The following is an 18,886-nucleotide window of genomic DNA, read 5'->3' as shown; positions in this document are numbered from 1 at the left end:
ACCTGCTAAGGTAGCGAGATATCTTGCGAATGGTAGCTATTGTCGCCCCACAGTGGCATCCAATGCCTCGACTTCATCGCCTGTCGTCGGACAGCCAAGCGCGTGCCGCTCAAACAACAGGTGGATTTACGCAAGACGTCGAATAGGCCACCCGCAAATTCCGGGGATAGGGTTTGAAGAGTGGCAGAAGACTTCGGCCACAAGCCAACAAGTTGACCACCGGGATATTCTTGGGTGGTGGAAACTACATCCCGATGGACCTCCCCACGCCCTCAGGGCGGGGCAGGTGCGCTTGCGCCGCGGCCATCGCCGAGACCTTTGACATGATGTCTTTCGGCATTGGTGCCACGCGTGGACCCGAAAGATCCACGTGCAGGGTCATGCCTTCGCCTGTAGCCGCCAGCCAGCCATCCTCGTGATACATTTCCTGATAACTATGAAAACGCTTTTCATCGAAAGCGATCAGCCAAAAGGAACAGCGCACCTTGTCACCCAGCTTCACTTCGCGAAGGTAGCGCACATGAAATTCGGCCGAGAATGTCGTGTGATTGGCCGATTTCACATAATCGGGCCCAAATCCAAAGGTCTCGAAGGCTTCGTCGGCCGCCCGATCGAACAAGACAGTGTAATACCCCATGTTGAGGTGATTGTTGTAGTCGATCCATCCGGTCTCGATCTCAAGGAAACTGGACATGAAAGGTTGGTCTTGGGTCATGTCATATCCTTTTCTGCCGGCTCACTGAGGAATTGCCTGTCAATTCAGGCTAGAGGCCCAGCTTGGCTTGCACGATTTCATTCACCGATTTCGGGTTGGCCTTGCCGCCGGTCGCTTTCATAACCTGCCCAACGAACCAGCCCGCGAGTTTCGGGTTGCTTTGCGCCTTTTCGACCTGTGCGGGGTTGTCGGCGATAATCTGGTCAACCGCCGCCTCGATCGCGCCGGTGTCGCTGACCTGCTTCATGCCGCGGTCTGCCACAATTTTCTCGGGTGCCTCGCCGGTCTCAATATGGATTTCCAAAACTTGCTTGGCAATCTTTGTCGAAATTTCGTCCTTCGCCACCATCGAAAGGATCGCGGCGTTCACCTCGGGCGAGACGATCTCGCGCGGGCCCACCTCGGCCTTGTTGGCACGGCCCAGAACCTCGTTGATGACCCAGTTCGCCGTTTTCTTGCCATCACCGGCCCCCACCGACTCCTCGAAATATGTGGCCAGGTCGACGTCGGCGGTCAGAACGCTGGCGTCATATTCCGTCACCCCATAATCAGTGACAAAGCGCGCCTTTTTCTCATCGGGCAGCTCGGGCAAACTGGCCGCGATACCATCGACCCACTCTTGTTCGATCTCCAAAGGCAGAAGGTCGGGGTCGGGGAAATAGCGGTAATCATGCGCTTCTTCCTTGGAGCGCATGGAGCGGGTCTCGTTCTTGTCCGGGTCGTAAAGCCGGGTTTCCTGCACCACCTCACCGCCCGCTTCGACGATGCCGATCTGCCGGCGGGCCTCGAATTCGATGGCGGCCTGAATGAAGCGCATGGAGTTCATGTTCTTGATCTCGCAGCGCGTGCCAAGGTGGCTGAAATCCTGCGTTTCCATGTATTTCTCATAGGCACCGGGCTGACAGATCGACACGTTCACATCGGCCCGCAGGTTGCCGTTTTGCATGTTGCCGTCACAGGTGCCCAAGTAGCGTAGGATCTGGCGCAATTTGGTGATATAAGCCGCGGCCTCCTCGGGGCCTCGAATATCGGGGCGGCTGACGATCTCCATCAAGGCCACGCCGGTCCGGTTGAGGTCGACGAAGGACATCGCGGGGTCCATGTCATGCACGGATTTGCCTGCATCCTGTTCGACGTGAATACGCTCGATGCGCACCTTGCGGGCGATGCCTGGCTCCATATCCACAAGAATTTCACCCTCGCCGACAAGCGGGTGGTACAGCTGCGAAATCTGATAGCCCTGCGGAAGGTCGGGGTAGAAATAGTTCTTCCGGTCGAAAGCCGACCAAAGGTTGATCTCGGCCTTCAGGCCAAGGCCTGTGCGCACGGCTTGTTCGATGCAGAATTCGTTGATCGTGGGCAGCATGCCCGGCATCGCCGCGTCCACGAAAGACACATTCGAATTGGGTTCCGCCCCGAATTGCGTGGAGGCGCCGGAAAACAGCTTGGCTTTTGACGCGACCTGCGCATGAACCTCCATCCCGATCACAAGTTCCCAATCGTGCTTCGCGCCTGCGATCACCTTGGGTTTCGGGGCTTCATAGGTAAGATCCAACATGCCGATCGTCTCCATCGCTTTTGACTTGGGCGTTCTAGGCCAGAGGCGCGCGACGGGCAAGGGCGCCTTGCGCGAATTACAGGGCGGGCAGTCGGTACATCCCGGCGTTGGAAAATGCGATGGAGCTTCCTTCGGCGAGTTCATCTGCAAATCGCGTGGCGATGATCCGCAAGGCGGTTTGCCGCCCCTTGTTGATCAAGGCCCGGCGCGAGGGCAGGGCCGGGGTCTGGCCCGGGGACAACAGGGCCTGAGACCAGATCAGGGGATGCAGTTCTTGAAGGTAGTCGCCCAGTATCCAGTCAAGGCAATCGTGCAAACGTTTCCGCGTCGCCTCAGCACGGCTTGAAAGCCGTATCTCCGGGTTGGGGGCCATGGATACGGCACAAAATGCGGCCCACAGGTTGGTAACGTGCTGGTCTTTCTTTGCCTCTAGAATATTGCGAATGCCATCGGCAAAGAAATCAGCATCCAAAAGCTCAAGCGCTCCACGGTCCAACGCCAAGGCGTCGAAATACACCCAAGCATATCCGCCGTCCCCCCAGACATCACTGGTGCGAGACGCGGTTCGCCGTGCCTCAAGTTCCAGCGTATCGTAGCTGCCGAAATGCGCCGGCAGCAAATACTGCCCGAGGGCGCGCATGTGCCGGTGCCCATCGGGGTCAAGATCAATCAATTTTTGATAATCATCGGCAACGCGATGTTCTTTTTGCCGGAACGCAGCCGTCAAAGCGCATTGCGCCGCGGCCAGAGAGGGCGCGTCCAGATCGATACCGTCATGCGGTGCAAGGATGTCTCTTGCCCGGTTGAAATGGTGCAACCAATGGCGCTGACAGTCTTCTTTCTTGTGAATGTTGGCGCTTCCGGCTGTTCGCCATGCCCAGCCAATATCAATATGCGCCATGGCCACGACGAGCGCACAGCAATGATCGCCAAAATACTCTGCCTGAACCTCTTCAAGGGCGTTGATGCCGGATGGGTCCGGTACGGCGCCATCGGTGATTGCATCCTCTGCGGCTGCGACAACATCCGAACGTGCGCCAAAGGCCAATAACATCGAAGCGATCTCGCCACCCGGCGTCGCGAGGCGGCAGTCATCGGCATACTGAATTTGCTCCGACAATTCTTCCCACATCTCCTGACGCGCCAGTTTCTGCCCTCTGTCCTGATGTGTGGCCCGCGCCATTTCTTCGTCCGACACCGGCAACGAGGGCAGCAGGATACGCTTGCTTAACGCGTCGAGGTCATGCTCTGACCGAGTGTTGCGGCGAAAAAGACTCAATGGTCCACGCCCAGATCCTTGGCCGCGCGCCCGGAAATTTACCACATTGCGGTCACTGCCATTGGCCTGATTGGACGGAAAAGGCATGTGATGTCCCCGGATAGCTTGTTGAATCGCTCAATGATCAAGATCGTCGTTCAATCCGGCCAAAACTTGGCAAGGCTAAGGAGATGAATGGGAATTTCATTGGCGCAGAGTCAGTTGATTTGTCGGCAAAATCCCTTCAAAGTCTCGTCATGAAGTGGGTAAGTATCTGTTTGATCACACTATTTGTTTGCTTTGGCGGGGTGACTCTTGCCGAGTCACAGCCCCAAGTGCGCCCTCCGGATGGTCGGGATGGCAATATTCCGCGCACGCGTTGGAGCAATCTGCCAGACGGACATCTTTGGACTCGCGCGGCAGTCTCGGCCCTGCGTGGCCACGGCGCCCCCCTGACACAGATCGTGCCGCGCGATATCGCCGATTGGTGCCCGGCCTATCCCGAGGCAGGCGCCGGGGGCCGCGAGGCTTTCTGGATTGGTCTTTTGTCCGCGCTCGCGAAACACGAAAGCACATACCGACCCTACGCCGTTGGCGGCGGTGGGCGGTGGTTCGGCCTTTTGCAAATCTTGCCGGCGACGGCGCGCGGCTACGGCTGCCGTGCCCGGAGTGGGCCGGCCCTCAAGCATGGGCCTGATAACCTGAGCTGCGCGATCCGCATCATGGCGGTGACCGTCCCGCGCGACGGCGTGGTGTCGCGCGGCATGCGCGGAGTCGCGGCCGATTGGGGGCCGTTTCACAGCTCCGGCAAGCGCCGTGATATGATGGCCTGGATGAAACGCCAAAGCTATTGCAAGCCGATGTCATCCGTACGCCCAAGATTGCGCCCGGACCGCGTCTCGCGCCTGAAGAGCGACGGCTAGTGACCTGTATCATGCATTGCGGATACGGCTGACCATCTCCGTCGTGTCGCGGCTCAAGTCCGGCGTGGCAAGGATACGATCAAGCTGCGCGGCAATCTTGGCCTGACGCGCCGCATCGTACCGTTTCCACGTCTCGAAGGCCGAACACATGCGTGCCGTGGTTTGCGGGTTGAGAGGATCAAGCGCAATCAACCAATCTGCCAGAACGCGATACCCCCCGCCATCCGCTCGATGGAACCCGGCAGGGTTCATCGTCAGCGCGCCCAGAACCGAACGGAAGCGGTTGGGATTCCTGATCGTGAAATCGGCGTGTTGTGTCAGCGTCTCGGTGGTCGACGCGGCGTTTTCGGGGGCGGCGTTCACGATTTGCAGCATGAACCACTTGTCGATAACCAAGCGATCCTCGCGCCATTGCTCATAGAAGCGCGCAACAGCATCATCGCCCTTGCCCGCTTGCAGCAGGCAAGAAAAGGCTGCGAGTTGTTGGGTCATATTGTCGGCGTCATCGTATTGCCGTTGTGCCTGTGCCCCACCATCCAACCGGGTGATCATGCCAAGCGCCGTATTTGCCAAGGACCGCGCGCCGGATTGTTCCGCATCGGGCCGATATGGGCCAGGTACCTGATATTGCGCATAAAGTTTGGGCGCTAGGTCTTGGAAATGCTCCGCGCGCGCATGGCGCAGGGTTTCAAGCGCGTCCCATATGGCCTGAGGGTCAGGGGTATGGCCTTTCTCGTGCAGGGTCTGGGCCAGTTCGTCCTGACTGGGCAGGCCAAGGGCCAAGGCGCGGAAGGCCGGGTCGAGGCTGTCGTCGCGCGCCATGGTCAGGGCCGCCTCCAAATAGGCGCTATCCGGTGCGCCGTTATGCTGGATCATCTTGATCAAACCATCACGCGCAAGGGCGCGGCCAGCTTCCCACTTGTTGAATGGGTCTGTATCATGCGCCAGAAGGAAGGCCCGTTCGGCATTGTCCGACGGCCGCTCAAGGATCACGGGTGCGGAGAAATCACGCAGGATCGACGGAACAGGGCGCGCGCTCAGCCCGTCGAATGTGAAGCTTTGCCGCGCTTCGGTCATTTCCAGAACCCGCGTTCCGGCAATCTCATCGCCGTTTGGCCCAAGCAACCCAACCGCGATGGGGATGACTTGCGGCTCTTTCGTATCCTGCCCAGGCGTTGGTGGGGTGTCTTGTTCAAAGTGAAGGGTATAGGTGCCGTCGTTGAAGTCCTCCGTGACGCGCAGCCGCGGCGTGCCCGCTTGCGTGTACCACCGTTTGAACTGGCTCAGGTCCCGCCCTGTGGAGTCTTCGAACACCTTTAGCCAATCCTCGATTGTGCAGGCTTGGCCATCGTGGCGCTCGAAATACAGCGCGACGGCTTTCGAATAGGCACCATCTCCCACAAGCCGTTTCAGCATTCCGATAACCTCGGCACCCTTTTCATATACCGTCGCGGTGTAGAAATTATTGATCTCGACAAAACTGCTGGGGCGCACCGGATGCGCCAAGGGGCCGTTGTCCTCACGGAATTGACGTGCCCGAAGCATCATCACGTCCGAGATCCGCTTGACCGGCGCGCTGCGCATATCCGAGGTGAATTCAGCATCGCGAAACACCGTGAGCCCTTCTTTCAGGCAAAGCTGGAACCAATCCCGGCAGGTGATGCGATTCCCCGTCCAGTTATGGAAATATTCATGGGCAATGATTGCCTCGATTCTTTCAAAATTCGCATCTGTACTTGTTTCTGGGCTGGCAAGAACGCAGGATGAGTTGAAAATATTCAACCCTTTGTTCTCCATCGCGCCCATGTTGAAATCATCCACGGCGACCACGTTGAACACATCCAGATCGTATTCGCGCCCATAGGTGTCTTCATCCCATTTCATGGATTTCTTGAGGGCTTCCATGCCGAAAGCGCATTTGCCCTCGTCACCAGGGCGCACCCAGATATTCAATTCGACATCCCGGCCGGACCGGGTGGTAAAGCGGTCGGGGTGATTGATCAAATCCCCTGCAACGAGTGCAAAAAGATACGAGGGCTTGGGCCAAGGGTCATGCCACTCGGCAAAGCCGTCACCCTTGTCCAAAAGGTTGCCGTTGGACAGCATCACCTTTTCCTCACCCTCGATCCGCACAGTGAAAACACTCATCACATCCGGTCGGTCCGGGTAATAGGTGATTTTCCGAAACCCCTCGGCCTCGCACTGGGTGCAGTACATGCCGTTCGACATGTAGAGACCCTCCAGGGCGGTGTTGTCCACTGGGTCGATCTCGACCTCCGCCTCCCAGACGAACGGTGCATCCGGAACCTCGCAGGTCAGACCATCCTTGCCTACTGTCGGCGTCACGGTCTCGCCATCCACCCGCGCGGCGACAAGGCGCAGGCCCTCGCCATGCAAAAAGAACTCACGGTTTTGTGACGATGGATTGGGCCTGAAGGATATCTTGCTGATTACGCATGTTTTTTTCGGACTCAGGCGAAACGTCAGATGAACGTCGTCCACCAGGAAGGCTGGCGGCGTGTAGTCGGACAAATAGATCGTCTGGGGCGAGGCGTCTTTCATCGCGGGCGTCTCCATCGGTGAAACTGTTCACCGAGACGTTAGGGCGATGAGGGCAGGTCTGCAACGTGATCCCTGCCTGAAGTGAAATCCGAATTGGAGGCCTAGAATGTCAGCACCCGACACCAATGTCGAAAAGCAAAAGGAAAAGCACAAAACCGCCCTCATGGGCATTCGCGGTGTCATGGTCTTTGCGGCTGTTCTTCTGCTCGGTCTGGTCCTCTGGCTTTCCTATCAAGGTCAGGAGCCACGCGATGTCGAGACCAAGATCGACGGTCGGACCGGTGAAGAAGTCAGCGTGGAATAAGCCTTCCCCGCCCGGCTCTCTGCGCTAGATAGATCGCGCATGAGCGATCTTGCAATTTGTTGGTTCAAGCGCGATCTGCGCATCACCGATCACGCCGCGCTGCAGCTTGCCGCGCGGCATGGTCGCGTCTTGCCGCTCTACATCCTCGAACCGAGCCTTTGGCAAGGAAACGATGCATCCGGGCGTCAATACGGGTTCTTGCTCGAATGTTTGAAGGACCTTCGTCAAGACCTTGCCGGTGTGGGCGCCGAGTTGACAATACGGGTGGGCGATGCCGTGGAAATCCTCGAAGACTTGCGCCGAAAACATCGTGTGACGCATCTGTTAAGCCATGAGGAAACCGGCAACCAATGGACCTTCGAGCGCGACCTGCGCGTGGCAGACTGGGCGAAAGGCCAAGGGGTCCAGTGGACGGAACTGCCGCAATCCGCTGTGGTGCGGCGATTGAAAACCCGCGACACTTGGCAATCACGCCGAGACAAGTTCGTTAGACAGATGACCATCGCGGCTCCGACGGCACTGGCAGGCCCAAACGAGCCCAGTGATGAAGTACCACAGGCGGCGGCCCTGGGATTGCGCGATCATTGCCCCGAAAGGCAGTCGGGTGGGCGCCAAGCGGCGCTGAAAACGATCCATAGCTTTCTTATGGAAAGAGGGCGTAACTATCGCACGGCCATGTCATCCCCGCTGGAAGGGGCGCAGGCTTGCTCACGGATCAGCCCTCATTTGGCGTTTGGCACGCTCTCGGTTCGTGAAGCCACGCAAGCTGGCCTTCGACGGTCCAGCGAGGTGAAGGGCGCTCGGGACGGCTGGTCTGGTTCCATGAAGTCTTTTCAATCCCGTCTGGCGTGGCGCGACCATTTCATCCAGAAACTCGAAGACCAGCCAGACCTTGAAAACCGCTGCCTACATCCCGCCTACGAAGCGCTGCGCCCGACCGAGCCGGACAAGGCGCGGCTTGAGGCTTGGTCAACAGGCACTACAGGCCTTCCGTTTTTCGATGCCTGTATGCGGTCCCTCAGCGCCACCGGCTGGCTTAACTTTCGGATGCGGTCCATGGTCATGGCGGTCGCCTCATATCACCTTTGGCTCGACTGGCGGGCCACCGGCCCGGTGCTGGCGCGGCTTTTTACCGACTACGAGCCGGGCATTCATTGGAGCCAAGTCCAGATGCAGTCAGGCACCACCGGGATGAATGCGATCCGTATCTATAACCCCGTGAAACAGGGATATGATCAAGACCCGACAGGGGCGTTCACGCGTCATTGGCTGCCCGAGTTGCGCGATCTGCCTGATGCGCACCTACAGGAGCCATGGACATGGGGCAGGGCGGATGAGATCCTTGACAAGATTTATCCCGCTCCGATCGTAGACGTTGCCAAAGCCGCAAGAAAAGCGCGAGAACGCGTTTGGGCCGTGCGAAAAGAGGCCGGTTTTCGAGACGAGGCCGCTCGTCTTGTCACAAAGCATGGCAGCAGAAAACGTCGTCGCCCCGGTATCCCGAAACCGGATCGGCAAATGAGCTTCGATCTGTAATGGCCCGACAGAACCCCAAAACCAAACTGCCGACAAAATCCTGCGTGACCTGCGGCCGTCCGTTCACTTGGCGGCGCAAATGGGCGCGCGACTGGGACAACGTGCGCCACTGTTCCGAGCGTTGCCGCCGAAATCGCGCCTCAAAACGGCAATAGGCCCTGCGCAGGCGCGCGATGACTTGTGCGATCATTCGCGTTTTCTTATCCATTATAAGTCTTTAATTAGTTGTGAAGTGCAATTCGAAGGGCCCACATGACACGTCCGGTTATCGGCATTATTGGCAATCACTACCTGATTGATGACAGCTATCCGGTGCATGCCGGCGGCACGATGAATTCCGAGGCGATCGCGCAGGTGGCGGACTGCATGCCAATGCTCGTGCCCAGTGACCCGCGGTTCGTTTCTGTTCCTGAATTGCTTGAAACCTGCGATGGCTTTCTGCTCACCGGCGGGCGGCCGAATGTTCATCCCGAGGAATACGGCGAAAGCCCGACCGACGCGCATGGCGCATTCGACCGCAATCGTGATGCGATCACTCTGCCGCTCGTGCGCGCCTGTGTGGAACGGGGCCAGCCCTTGCTCGGTATTTGCCGCGGTTTTCAGGAAGTGAACGTTGCCATGGGCGGCACACTTCACCCCGAAATCCGCGAACTGCCGGGCCGTGACAACCACCGCATGCCCCCCGATGGCACCTTGGAGGAAAAATTCGCACTACGACATACGGTTCGTTTCACCAAAGACGGTGTATTCCACCGCCTCATGGGGGCCGAAGAGGTGATGACCAACACCTTGCACGGTCAAGGTGTGGTGAAACCGGGGCAGCGCGTGGTGATCGACGGCCATGCACCCGATGGCACCCCCGAGGCGATCTATATTGACGGTGCGCCCGGTTTTGCCCTGTCGGTTCAATGGCACCCCGAGTACAATGCCGCGAATGATCCGGTCAGCAGGCCATTGTTCAGCGCTTTCGGCGAAGCCGCGCAACTATGGGCGAAGGGGCAGGCTGCACAGGCGCTCAAAACCGCTTGAACGCACTCCGCCGTGTCGTTGATCCATGACAAGGGCGAATGTGGGCTGACGGGTATCATGCGCCTGTCCGAGTTAAAGTGCTCCGCCTTTCACTCTCGACATCAATCAAAGGCGGAACGCGCGCAACGATTGAACCGAGCACTGCATTTCGCGAAAAGCTGTGATGCAGGTTTTTCGCGAAACGCTTTAGGGAGGTGACCGTGAAAATCCTCATTGCCTATGCAACGACCGAAGGACAAACGCGTAAAATCTGCCGCTTTTGCGCAGACGCATTAATCGACAACGGCCATTCCGTGGAGCTACTGAACCTTGGCGACGATGAAGACGGTCTCGACCTGTCCAGGTTCGATGCGGCTATTCTGGCTGCATCGCTCCATCTCGGTGCCTACCAGGTCGCAATCGAGAATTTTGCCGAAAACCATAGTACGACCCTGGAGAATATTCCCACGATGTTCCTGTCTGTTTCGCTGGCCGTGGCCAGCGGGGAGGCCGATGATCTGAACGAACTCGAGGAAATTGCACAAAGGTTCTTCGAGAACACCGGCTGGCATCCGGCGCGGGTCGAGCATGTTGCCGGCGCATTTCGCTTTACCCAGTATGATTTCTTCCGCTCCTTGGCGATGCGCTGGGTTGCTGCAAAGCAGGGTCAGAAGGTCGATCCAAACAAGGATCGGGAATACACGGATTGGGACGCCTTGCATCGCGCCGTTCTGGACTTCGCGCAATCCGTGTAACCCTGGCTCTCAGTCGGAACGCCTCTAGAAGACATGCCCCTTGAGGTTGATCGCCTCATGCGCCTTGAGGCAGGTTCGCGCCGTCTTTCCGTGGCGATATGGCGCGGAACGAAGCTCGGGGAAGATCGCGAAAAGCTCCTCCCGCGCGGCCTCGTCCACGGCCTCCAGCCCCACGTCACCTGCGTGGAAACTCTCGGTCGCGATCCCATCGGCATAGATCACCTCGTGGCGGTCGAACATGAGATGAATATAGGTCACCTCGTCGACCTCGCGTTGCACCACCTCGCGCCCGTCGATCAGGTGCTTGGCAGGCACCAGAACTTCCGACTCCCCGAATAACAGCTCGGCTCGGTAGCCGGTAAAGAGAATCCGGTGCTGCGGCGAAACCAGCAGCCCCTCGCAGGCACCCTCCAAGGCGTTCACGCCCACCCGCACCGGGGCAAAGCGGCCCTGTCCGGGCACCGTTCGCTTGCCGATCCAGCGGATCGGTCGCAGCCCATGGTCGCGGGTGACCACCATATCGCCCTCGCGCAACTCCTCGATGCGGCGCTCGCCTTGGGCGGTCAGGATGCGGGTGCCCGGAGTGAAGCAGATGATGTTCTCGATTTCCGAGAAGTTCACCACCGTGCCGTCGGTCATGGTGAAGTTGCCCGATAGACCACCCGCCGCGTCGTCGATATTGGTAAAGGTCAGGTCGGTCTGGCTGTAATCCGGTCCGAGATACAGCGTATCGCCAGTGGTCTCGTCCCCCTCACCACCGGTGATCGAGATGCTATTGTTAACAACCTCGCCCAGATCGGCCACGGTGAAGTAATCGTCGCCATCGCCGCCAGTGATTGTATCGCCTTGGGCGGCTGTGATCGTATCGTTGCCCGCGCCGCCATCAATAAGGTCGCGCCCGGTGCCGCCCTCGATGATGTCATCACCGCCCAGACCGAAGATCGTATCGTTGCCATCTCCACCCAGGACCGAGTCATCGCCCGAACCTGCCAGATCATCAGCAAAGATATAGTCGTTGCCGGCCCCGCCTTCGATGGTGTCATTGCCCGAACCACCATCAAAGGTATCGTTGCCGTCACCGCCAACAAGGCTGTCTTGACCGATACTGCCATCCAGATTGTCGTTGCCCAGACCACCGATAAGGGTGTCGTCGCCGTTTTCCCCATAAAGGAAGTCGTCGCCCGCGCCGCCATCGATACTGTCGTTGCCATCGAAAGGCTGGGAGGCGTCGTTGTTGGTCACACCATCGCCGCCGCCGATGGTATCATTCCCATCCCCGGCCAAAACCGTGTCATTGCCATCGCCCGCAACGATACTGTCGTCGTTGCCATTGGTCTGACTATCAAGGTTGTCGACGAAATCGCCATCCGGATCGCCCGAATAGCTGCCGTCGATTAGATCGTTCCCGGCAGAGCCCTCCACGATGTAATCGCTTTGCGCGATGCCCATGGCGGCCAGAGCGTCGTGGTCCGTCACATCCGCCGGGGCCACACCGATCAGGGTGATCGACTCGCCATTGGGAAAGCTCAGAACCGCATTTCCGCTGCCATCGTCACTGACGGTGACATCCGAAACCAGAACCGGGTTGCCATCGGCGTCAGTCAGGCCCGAGGTGTCGATCTGATCCTGACCGGTGAAGGTGCCATCGCCATTGTCGATGGGGCCTTCGAAGCCGGAAACGGTATCATCCCCGTCGCCATCTTCCAGAACCACCGTATCGGTCGCACCGTCGCCCGCGCCAACATCAAAAGTGTCGTTGCCCGCACCGCCATCGACGGTATCGGCCCCGGCACCAGTGCTGATGTTTTCTTCCCCGGTCGAGCCGATGACACTGTCATTGCCCGTTCCAAGCGTGATGTTTTCAATCTCGCTGAAGCCCGCCGTTGAGGTGCCATCGCTGAGCGTGCCGCTTTCGGGGTCCGAAGCGATGCCCGCTGTCAGGTCAAGCGTGGTATCTGCCGTCACCGCGCTTGCATCCAGGCTGTCGCCCGCGGTCTCGTCGGTTTCGCCGCCGGTGATGGTGTCGTTGCCGAAGCTGTCGGTCAGGGTGAAGGTATCATCCCCGTCCGACCCCAGAAGCGTGTCATCGCCAAGCCCACCTTCGATCAGGTCGTTCCCGGCCTGGCCGTCGATGCTGTCATCGCCCGCGCCACCTTGCAGGGTGTCGCTTTCGACGCTGAAGCCGCCCATGATGGTGTCGTTGCCGTCACCACCCGTGGCAAGGTCTTCGCCCAAATCGGCGTCTATGTAGTCGTTGCCAGCACCACCGTCGATGGTGTCATTGCCATACCAGCCGTGCAACTCGTCGTTACCAAGGCCGCCCGAGATGCTGTCGTCGCCGTTGCCGCCATGGGCCGAGTCATCGCCATCGCCGCCGAAAATGGTGTCATTGCCATCTTCGCCGCGCAGGGTGTCGTCACCGACCTCGCCCAACAGGGCATCGTTGCCGGTGCCGCCTAACATGCTGTCGTTGCCAAGCCCGCCGGTCAGCGAGTCATCGCCCGCTTCGCCAAAGACAGTATCGGCCCCGTCGCCGGCCAGAACAGTATCATTGCCGTCTTCGCCAAAGACCTGGTCGTCGCCGGTGCCCGCGTCGATGCTATCGTTGCCAAAGCCCGCGCTGATGGTGTCGTTGCCAGCACCTGCAAGGATGCTGTCATCGTTGTTACCGGCAAGGTTATCGCCCGCATCCACGCGATCGCCTTCGGGGTCGCCCGTGTAGGCCGGGTTGATCACATCGCCGGAAGCGGTGCCTTCGACGATGTAATCCGGGGCAGGGATACCCATGGCCTCAAGCGCGGCAGGGTCGCTGACTTCCGAGGCCAGAACGCCGACAAGGGTGATCGATTCCCCGTTCGGGAATTGCAGGATCGCATCGCCCGTGCCATCGCCATTGGTGTCGGTGACGGTTACATCGTCGGTATTGACCAGTGCGCCACCGGCATCGGTCAGGCCCGACAGGTCAAGCTGATCCTGGCCTGTAAAGGTGCCATCGCCATTGTCGATGGGGGCCTCGAACCCGGTGATCGTGTCATCGCCATCGCCATCGGCCAGAACGATGGTGTCATCGGCCCCGTCACCCGCACCAATGTCGAAGGCATCGTTGCCCGCGCCACCGTCGATCGTGTCGGCACCCGCGCCGGTGCTGAATGCGATGGTGTCGTTGCCATCCGAGCCGATCACGCTGTCGTTGCCCGCGCCCAGCATGATGTTTTCGATATCTGCAAAGGTCGCGGTCGAGCTGCCATCGCTGATCGTGCCGCTCTCAGGGTCTGCCGCGCTGCCAAATGCCGTCAGATCGACGGTGACATCGCCGGTAACCGCCGTGGCATCCAAGGTATCGCCATTGGTCTCGGAGGTGCCCCAACCTTCGATGGTGTCATTGCCGAAATTGTCTTCCAGCACAAAGAGGTCATCGCCCCCGCCACCGAACATGGAGTCGTCGTCAAGCCCACCTTCAAGCGTGTCGTTGCCATCGCCCGTGGTCAGCGAGTCGTCGCCGGTGCCACCGATGACAAGGTCAGCGCCACCATCGCTGCCCGAGGCCAGCGTATCGTTGCCATCTTGTCCCAGAAGCGTGTCGTCGCCCGATGCGCCATCAAGATAGTCGTCTCCGGCTCCGCCAAGCATCGAGTCGTTGCCAAGCCAGCCTTCCAAGCGGTCGTCCCCGGCATCGCCGAACATGGTGTCGTCGCCCGTGCCACCATAGACCGAGTCATTCTCGGTTCCGCCGTAAAGAAGGTCGTTGCCCGCGTTACCATAAACCTCGTCTTCGCCCGCGCCACCGGCCACGGTGTCCGAATTGTCGCCACCACTCAGCGAGTCATCGCCCAGATCGCCGTCAATCGAGTCATTGCCACCTTCGCCAAGGATGGTGTCGGCGTCATTGCCGCCTTCCAGCGTATCTTCGCCCAGACCGCCCAGCATGCTGTCGGTGCCGGTGCCGCCGGTGAGGCTATCGTTGCCACCCTCGCCCAGCAGGATATCGTTGCCGGTGTTGCCAAGGATCGTGTCATTGCCATCGCCGCCACGGACACTGTCATCGCCCGCGCCTGCATCAACGGTGTCGTTGCCAAGCGCCGCGATGACCGTGTCATTGCCATCACCGGCAAGGATGCTGTCATCGTTGTTGCCGGCGGCGTTGTCATTGCTGTCGACAAGATCGCCCTCGGGGTCGTCAAGATACCCATCGCTGATGAAATCATCCCCGGCGGTGCCTTCGACGATGTAATCGCGACCATCCGGAATGCCGATGGAGACCAGTTCCTCAACCGAGTCGACCGAAGTCGGCGCAACCCCGACCAGGGTGATGCTTTCCCCGCCGGGGAAGCTCAGAACAGCATTGCCGCTGCCATCGTCAGTGACCGTGACATCCGTCGTGGTGACCGGCGTTGTGCCGCCGTCCGAAGTCAGGCCCGAGACATCCAACTGATCGTTGGTCGTGCCATCGTCGCTGTCAGTCAGGTCAAAGCCGCTGACCGTATCTGCGCCCGAGCCATCGGCCAGAACGACCGTGTCACGGCCACCGCCAAGGCTGATATTCTCGATCTCGCTGAATGTGGCGGTTGACGTGCCGTCGGAAACGCTGCCCGCCTCGGGGTCATTCGATGTCAGGTCAACGGTAGTATCCGTGGTGACCGCACCAAGGTCCAACGTATCGCCACTTGTTTCGCCGGTTTCGCCGCCAACGATGCTATCGTTGCCGAAATCATCTCCCAGAATGACGGTGTCATCGCCATCGCCACCGTAAAGCGTGTCGCTGCCCACACCCCCGTCAAGCGTGTCATTGCCTTCGTTGCCATACAGGCTGTCGTCGCCCGTTTCGCCTCTGATGCCGTCGTCGCCCATCCCGCCGAGCACGGTGTCATTGCCAGTACCACCACGGATTGTATCATTGCCAAGGTCGCCGAGAATGCTGTCCGAATTCAGGCCGCCATAGACCCAGTCATCCCCGGATCCTGCTTGAATATCGTCTTCACCCGACCCGCCTTCGATTGAATCGTTGCCTAAGCCGCCATCCACCGTGTCATTGCTGTTTCCGGCTGAGATCGTGTCATCGCCGTCGCCGCCGAGAATACTGTCATTGCCTGCGCCCGTGCTGACCCAGTCATCCCCCAACCCTGCTTGAACAACGTCGTCGCCATAGCCGCTGTCGATCGAATCGTTGCCATCGCCGGCATCCACCGTGTCATTGCCCGTGCCGCCGAAGACGGTGTCATTACCCGCGCCGCCGAAGACGGTGTCATCACCCGCGCCCGAAACGATCGAATCGTCGCCCGCGCCCGCCTCGATGCTGTCCGCGTTCGACCCGTCGGAGTGATCGTTCGCATCGATCATGTCGCCTTCGGGGTCGCCGGCGTAGCCCGCATCGATCGTATCGTTCCCGCTTGTCCCTTCGACGATATAGTCAGGTAGAATGGGTTCTTCGAGATCGGCAAAACTCACGGAGTCCCTAAAAAAGTCATAAGAACCGAATGTGATGGTGTCACCCGGCTCAAGTGCAATCGTCGAGACAAAACCGTATTGAGTGCCGAAACTCCCATCCCCGAGACTGACGACATATACCATGCCGCTCTCGCCTGTCGTCGAGTTGGTGACGGTTGTGGCGGCTTGACTCCAGATGTTTGTCCCGGCCGGGAAGAACGTTGTACCATCCAGTGAAAGGCTCTGATCCAGCGCTTGGGCGCTGCCTGTATCAGGGCTGTTCGTGAAAAAGCCCGACGCAGATTCCTGAAAAACGGTGTCGTCGTCATTGACGAAGACCGTGTCAGGCGTGCCTGTCACGGTATGCGTGGTGTTCTGGCCTTGGAAACCTGTGGTCCCGGGGGCAAACCCGATGTCGGCCCAGCTGTAGAGATTGAAGGAATATTCTGGCATGTTCTACGCTCCCGTAAAAAGTGTGGGTCGCGTCGTGACGTCATCGGTCTGCAAAGACCTGCCATCACGGCAAAAAATCGCGTTCGCTTCGTCGTTGTTGGCGGCATATCCTCCGCCCTTGGAACTGCCCGGCGACAGGTTTTGTAGGTCAAAGGGCAGCGGATCGGACGCACCACCGCAACTCAGGCTTTCAAGCGCAAAATGCTTGTGCGAAGTAGTGTTGCCCTTGACCGCGTCGATTTCCGCGGCACTGTCCGGGGCTGTTTGGGCGCCCGAATTGTTGGTGAAATCCGTCACGTGCCCGGTGGCCAAGATGACAAGGGAGTTCGATTGCGTGAGGTCGCCCAGCGTTGCCCTTCCGCCCGTGTAGATCCCCGGTGCGGTTGCGGCCCCTGCATAGGTCGCATTGGCCACCGTGACGCCATCTCCGAAGATGGCATCCGCCATGTCCCACGCTGTTGCCGTCGTGTCGACGTTCAACCCATTAGCTTTCGCCATTACTCACACTCCACTTTTTGCCCCAAAATCCATTCTTGGTGTCCGGGGCAACACCACGTCCTTCGATTTTTCACGATGGCTTTGGCACAGTATGCACCGCGACCCTTGATACCTGTTTAACCAAGGTCTGCGGCGGCAATTCGGAGCAAATCTGACAATGTTGTGGCTGACTACACGCCTGACGAGTAACAATCAGGCCGCAAGGGCGAAATTGTCCTCGGACTCAAGCAAAAGCCGGGCTTCATGGGCCTTCAGGCACATGCGCGCGGTCTCGCCATGGCTGCTTGGATCGCTTCGCAAACTCGGGAAGGTGGTAAACATGTCCTCGCGCGCCGCGTCGGAAATCGCGGCGATGCCAACGTCACCAGCGTGAAAGCTTTCGGTGGCGGCACCTTCGGCGTAAACTATCTCGTGACGGTCGAACATCATGTGGAAATAGCTGACCAGTTTGCGCTCCACGATGCGCACGTCGCGGCCATCCACAAGATGCTTTGCGGCAACCAGAACCTCGTTTTGGCCGAACAACAGTTCCGCCTTGTAGCCGGTGAACAAGACCCGGTGTTGCGGGGATACCAGAAGCGGCCGCCGGGCTCCGTCCAGAACCGTGGAATTGATCGCTACGGGGGCAAATTTGCCGCGCCCCTCCACGGTGCTATGCCCGATCCAGCGGATCGGCTGATACCCGTGATCGCGCGTCAGGACCATGTCGCCCTGTTGCAGGGTTTCGATCGCGCGCTCGCCGCGGTCCGTCAAAATCCGCGTGCCCGGCGTGAAGCAAATGATATTCTCGATCTCCGAGAAATTCACCACCGTGCCATCGGCCATGGTGAAATTGCCCGAAAGCCCGCCGGCACCATCATCGGTATTGGTGAAGGTGATGTCGTCTTCGGTCAGGTCCGAGGTCAGTTGCAGGGTATCGCCGCTGGTCTCACCGCCTTCACCGCCGGTGATGTCGATGGTGCCGCTGCCCGCTTCACCCAGATCGCCCAGGACGAAAAGGTCATCGCCATCGCCGCCATAGGCGGTATCGCCCTCGGCCAGGTACATCTCGTCGTCGCCCAGCCCGCCATAAAAGCTGTCGGCGCCGATGCCCCCATCGAGCGTGTCATTTCCACCATCACCGAAAAGCGCATCGTCGCCGGCGCCACCACTCAGGCTATCGTCCCCGGCAATACCACTTGGCGGGCCGAGGATCAGGCTGCTGTCGGCCAGGTCCTCGGTTGTCCCACTGGGTGTGGTCACCTGTCCCGAGATCACCTGACCGCCAAGGTTTTCCCAATGACGAACCTCGATGGTGTAAAGCCGCCCGGCCTCCAACTCCACCTCGCCCGACCGGCTCGTCGGCGCTTGGTGGCGGTCATTGTCCATGAAACTGTCGGTGCTGCCGCCTTGGTTGGTAAAGGTCAGGGGGTCGCCGTTCTCGTCCAGAATGCGGATGGTCGAGCCATCGTCGGATGTGGTCGAAAACGTATAGGTCCCGTCCTCGGACGGCAAAAGCTGCGAGGTGTAGATGACGCCGAAGTCACTGGGGTCGCCGGTGGTGCCCCGGGCGTCGTTCACGAGGGTGGTGGAGTCGAAAATACCGGTCTGCCCGGTGCCGACCAGAGTACCGCTTTCGATATCAAAGGCCTGATTGTCGGCGCTCGTGAAGTTGTAGTCGTAGACTTGATACTCCCATTGCCCGGCTTCCGGCATATCGTCGCCGCGGATCGTATCGTTGCCGGCGCCACCGATGGCGGTGTCGTTGCCCGCCTCGCCAAAAAGAAGGTCGGCGCCATCACCGCCTTCAAGATAGTCATTGCCGCCGCCTGCCAGAACCGTGTCATCACCGCCGCCGATGCTATCGCCATCTACATCGGTGTAGGCGGCGTCGATACTGTCGTCGCCCGCCG

The 18,886-nt window shown here is 59.5% G+C and carries 13 protein-coding genes; 6 read left to right on the top strand and 7 right to left on the bottom strand.

Annotated elements, in window-relative coordinates; genetic code table 11:
• Window positions 1-244 precede the first annotated feature (244 nt).
• The 3 genes from QZ498_RS07035 to QZ498_RS07025 all read right to left on the bottom strand — a co-directional run bounded on the left by QZ498_RS07035 (window position 245) and on the right by QZ498_RS07025 (window position 3,552).
• Window positions 245-715 (bottom strand): thioesterase family protein, encoded by a 471-nt coding sequence (locus tag QZ498_RS07035; RefSeq protein ID WP_294621112.1) that lies wholly within the window; start codon window positions 713-715, stop codon window positions 245-247.
• A 49-nt stretch (window positions 716-764) separates the two neighbouring features.
• Window positions 765-2,273: an Asp-tRNA(Asn)/Glu-tRNA(Gln) amidotransferase subunit GatB gene (gene gatB, locus QZ498_RS07030; protein ID WP_294621111.1), complete on the bottom strand. Its 1,509-nt coding sequence runs from the start codon at window positions 2,271-2,273 to the stop codon at window positions 765-767.
• Between the two features lie 76 nt (window positions 2,274-2,349).
• Window positions 2,350-3,552, bottom strand: coding sequence for a hypothetical protein (locus QZ498_RS07025; protein ID WP_294621110.1), 1,203 nt, complete (start codon window positions 3,550-3,552; stop codon window positions 2,350-2,352).
• A 257-nt stretch (window positions 3,553-3,809) separates the two neighbouring features.
• On the opposite strand from QZ498_RS07025, the gene QZ498_RS07020 reads away from it, so the two are divergent.
• Entirely contained in the window at window positions 3,810-4,454 is a 645-nt protein-coding gene (locus tag QZ498_RS07020) for a transglycosylase SLT domain-containing protein (protein ID WP_294621109.1), read from the top strand.
• Window positions 4,455-4,463: 9 nt separating this feature from the next.
• Here the strand turns inward: QZ498_RS07020 and pepN are convergent, their stop codons facing one another.
• Entirely contained in the window at window positions 4,464-7,016 is a 2,553-nt protein-coding gene (gene pepN / locus QZ498_RS07015; protein WP_294621108.1) for an aminopeptidase N, read from the bottom strand.
• A 106-nt stretch (window positions 7,017-7,122) separates the two neighbouring features.
• Here pepN and QZ498_RS07010 point away from each other — a divergent pair, with 106 nt between their 5' ends.
• The 5 genes from QZ498_RS07010 to QZ498_RS06990 all read left to right on the top strand — a co-directional run bounded on the left by QZ498_RS07010 (window position 7,123) and on the right by QZ498_RS06990 (window position 10,619).
• On the top strand, window positions 7,123-7,320 hold the full coding sequence (locus QZ498_RS07010) for a hypothetical protein (RefSeq protein ID WP_294621107.1): 198 nt from the start codon (window positions 7,123-7,125) through the stop codon (window positions 7,318-7,320).
• Between the two features lie 39 nt (window positions 7,321-7,359).
• Window positions 7,360-8,856, top strand: a complete 1,497-nt coding sequence (locus QZ498_RS07005) for an FAD-binding domain-containing protein (protein WP_294621105.1) — start codon at window positions 7,360-7,362, stop codon at window positions 8,854-8,856.
• On the top strand, window positions 8,856-9,011 hold the full coding sequence (locus QZ498_RS07000) for a DUF2256 domain-containing protein (protein WP_294621104.1): 156 nt from the start codon (window positions 8,856-8,858) through the stop codon (window positions 9,009-9,011). The genes QZ498_RS07005 and QZ498_RS07000 overlap by 1 nt, the downstream gene beginning before the upstream one ends.
• 97 nt (window positions 9,012-9,108) lie before the next feature.
• Entirely contained in the window at window positions 9,109-9,885 is a 777-nt protein-coding gene (locus tag QZ498_RS06995) for a gamma-glutamyl-gamma-aminobutyrate hydrolase family protein (protein ID WP_294621103.1), read from the top strand.
• A gap of 200 nt (window positions 9,886-10,085) precedes the next feature.
• Window positions 10,086-10,619, top strand: coding sequence for a flavodoxin domain-containing protein (locus QZ498_RS06990; RefSeq protein WP_294621102.1), 534 nt, complete (start codon window positions 10,086-10,088; stop codon window positions 10,617-10,619).
• 24 nt (window positions 10,620-10,643) lie between these two features.
• Here the strand turns inward: QZ498_RS06990 and QZ498_RS06985 are convergent, their stop codons facing one another.
• The 3 genes from QZ498_RS06985 to QZ498_RS06975 all read right to left on the bottom strand — a co-directional run.
• Window positions 10,644-16,496 carry a Hint domain-containing protein gene (locus QZ498_RS06985; RefSeq protein ID WP_294621101.1) on the bottom strand — a complete coding sequence of 1,951 codons (5,853 nt, stop codon included), beginning with the start codon at window positions 16,494-16,496 and terminating at the stop codon, window positions 10,644-10,646.
• 3 nt (window positions 16,497-16,499) lie between these two features.
• Entirely contained in the window at window positions 16,500-16,994 is a 495-nt protein-coding gene (locus tag QZ498_RS06980) for a choice-of-anchor L domain-containing protein (RefSeq protein WP_294621099.1), read from the bottom strand.
• Window positions 16,995-17,186: 192 nt separating this feature from the next.
• Window positions 17,187-18,886, bottom strand: a 1,700-nt coding sequence (locus QZ498_RS06975) for a Hint domain-containing protein (protein WP_294621098.1), incomplete at its 5' end; no start/stop codon positions are given.

Source organism: uncultured Roseovarius sp., assembly GCF_913057115.1.
In the GTDB taxonomy this organism is placed as follows: Bacteria; Pseudomonadota; Alphaproteobacteria; order Rhodobacterales; family Rhodobacteraceae; genus Roseovarius.
This window is presented reverse-complemented; position numbering and strand designations above follow the sequence as displayed.

Bases quoted from the DNA above. Each gene is read 5' to 3' on its own strand.
- QZ498_RS07035 (WP_294621112.1), bottom strand. From the start codon at position 715: ATGACCCAAGACCAACCTTTCATGTCCAGTTTCCTTGAGATCGAGACC.
- gatB (WP_294621111.1), bottom strand. From the start codon at position 2,273: ATGTTGGATCTTACCTATGAAGCCCCGAAACCCAAGGTGATCGCAGGC.
- pepN (WP_294621108.1), bottom strand. From the start codon at position 7,016: ATGAAAGACGCCTCGCCCCAGACGATCTATTTGTCCGACTACACGCCG.
- QZ498_RS07010 (WP_294621107.1), top strand. From the start codon at position 7,123: ATGTCAGCACCCGACACCAATGTCGAAAAGCAAAAGGAAAAGCACAAA.
- QZ498_RS07005 (WP_294621105.1), top strand. From the start codon at position 7,360: ATGAGCGATCTTGCAATTTGTTGGTTCAAGCGCGATCTGCGCATCACC.
- QZ498_RS07000 (WP_294621104.1), top strand. From the start codon at position 8,856: ATGGCCCGACAGAACCCCAAAACCAAACTGCCGACAAAATCCTGCGTG.
- QZ498_RS06995 (WP_294621103.1), top strand. From the start codon at position 9,109: ATGACACGTCCGGTTATCGGCATTATTGGCAATCACTACCTGATTGAT.
- QZ498_RS06985 (WP_294621101.1), bottom strand. From the start codon at position 16,496: ATGCCAGAATATTCCTTCAATCTCTACAGCTGGGCCGACATCGGGTTT.
- QZ498_RS06980 (WP_294621099.1), bottom strand. From the start codon at position 16,994: ATGGCGAAAGCTAATGGGTTGAACGTCGACACGACGGCAACAGCGTGG.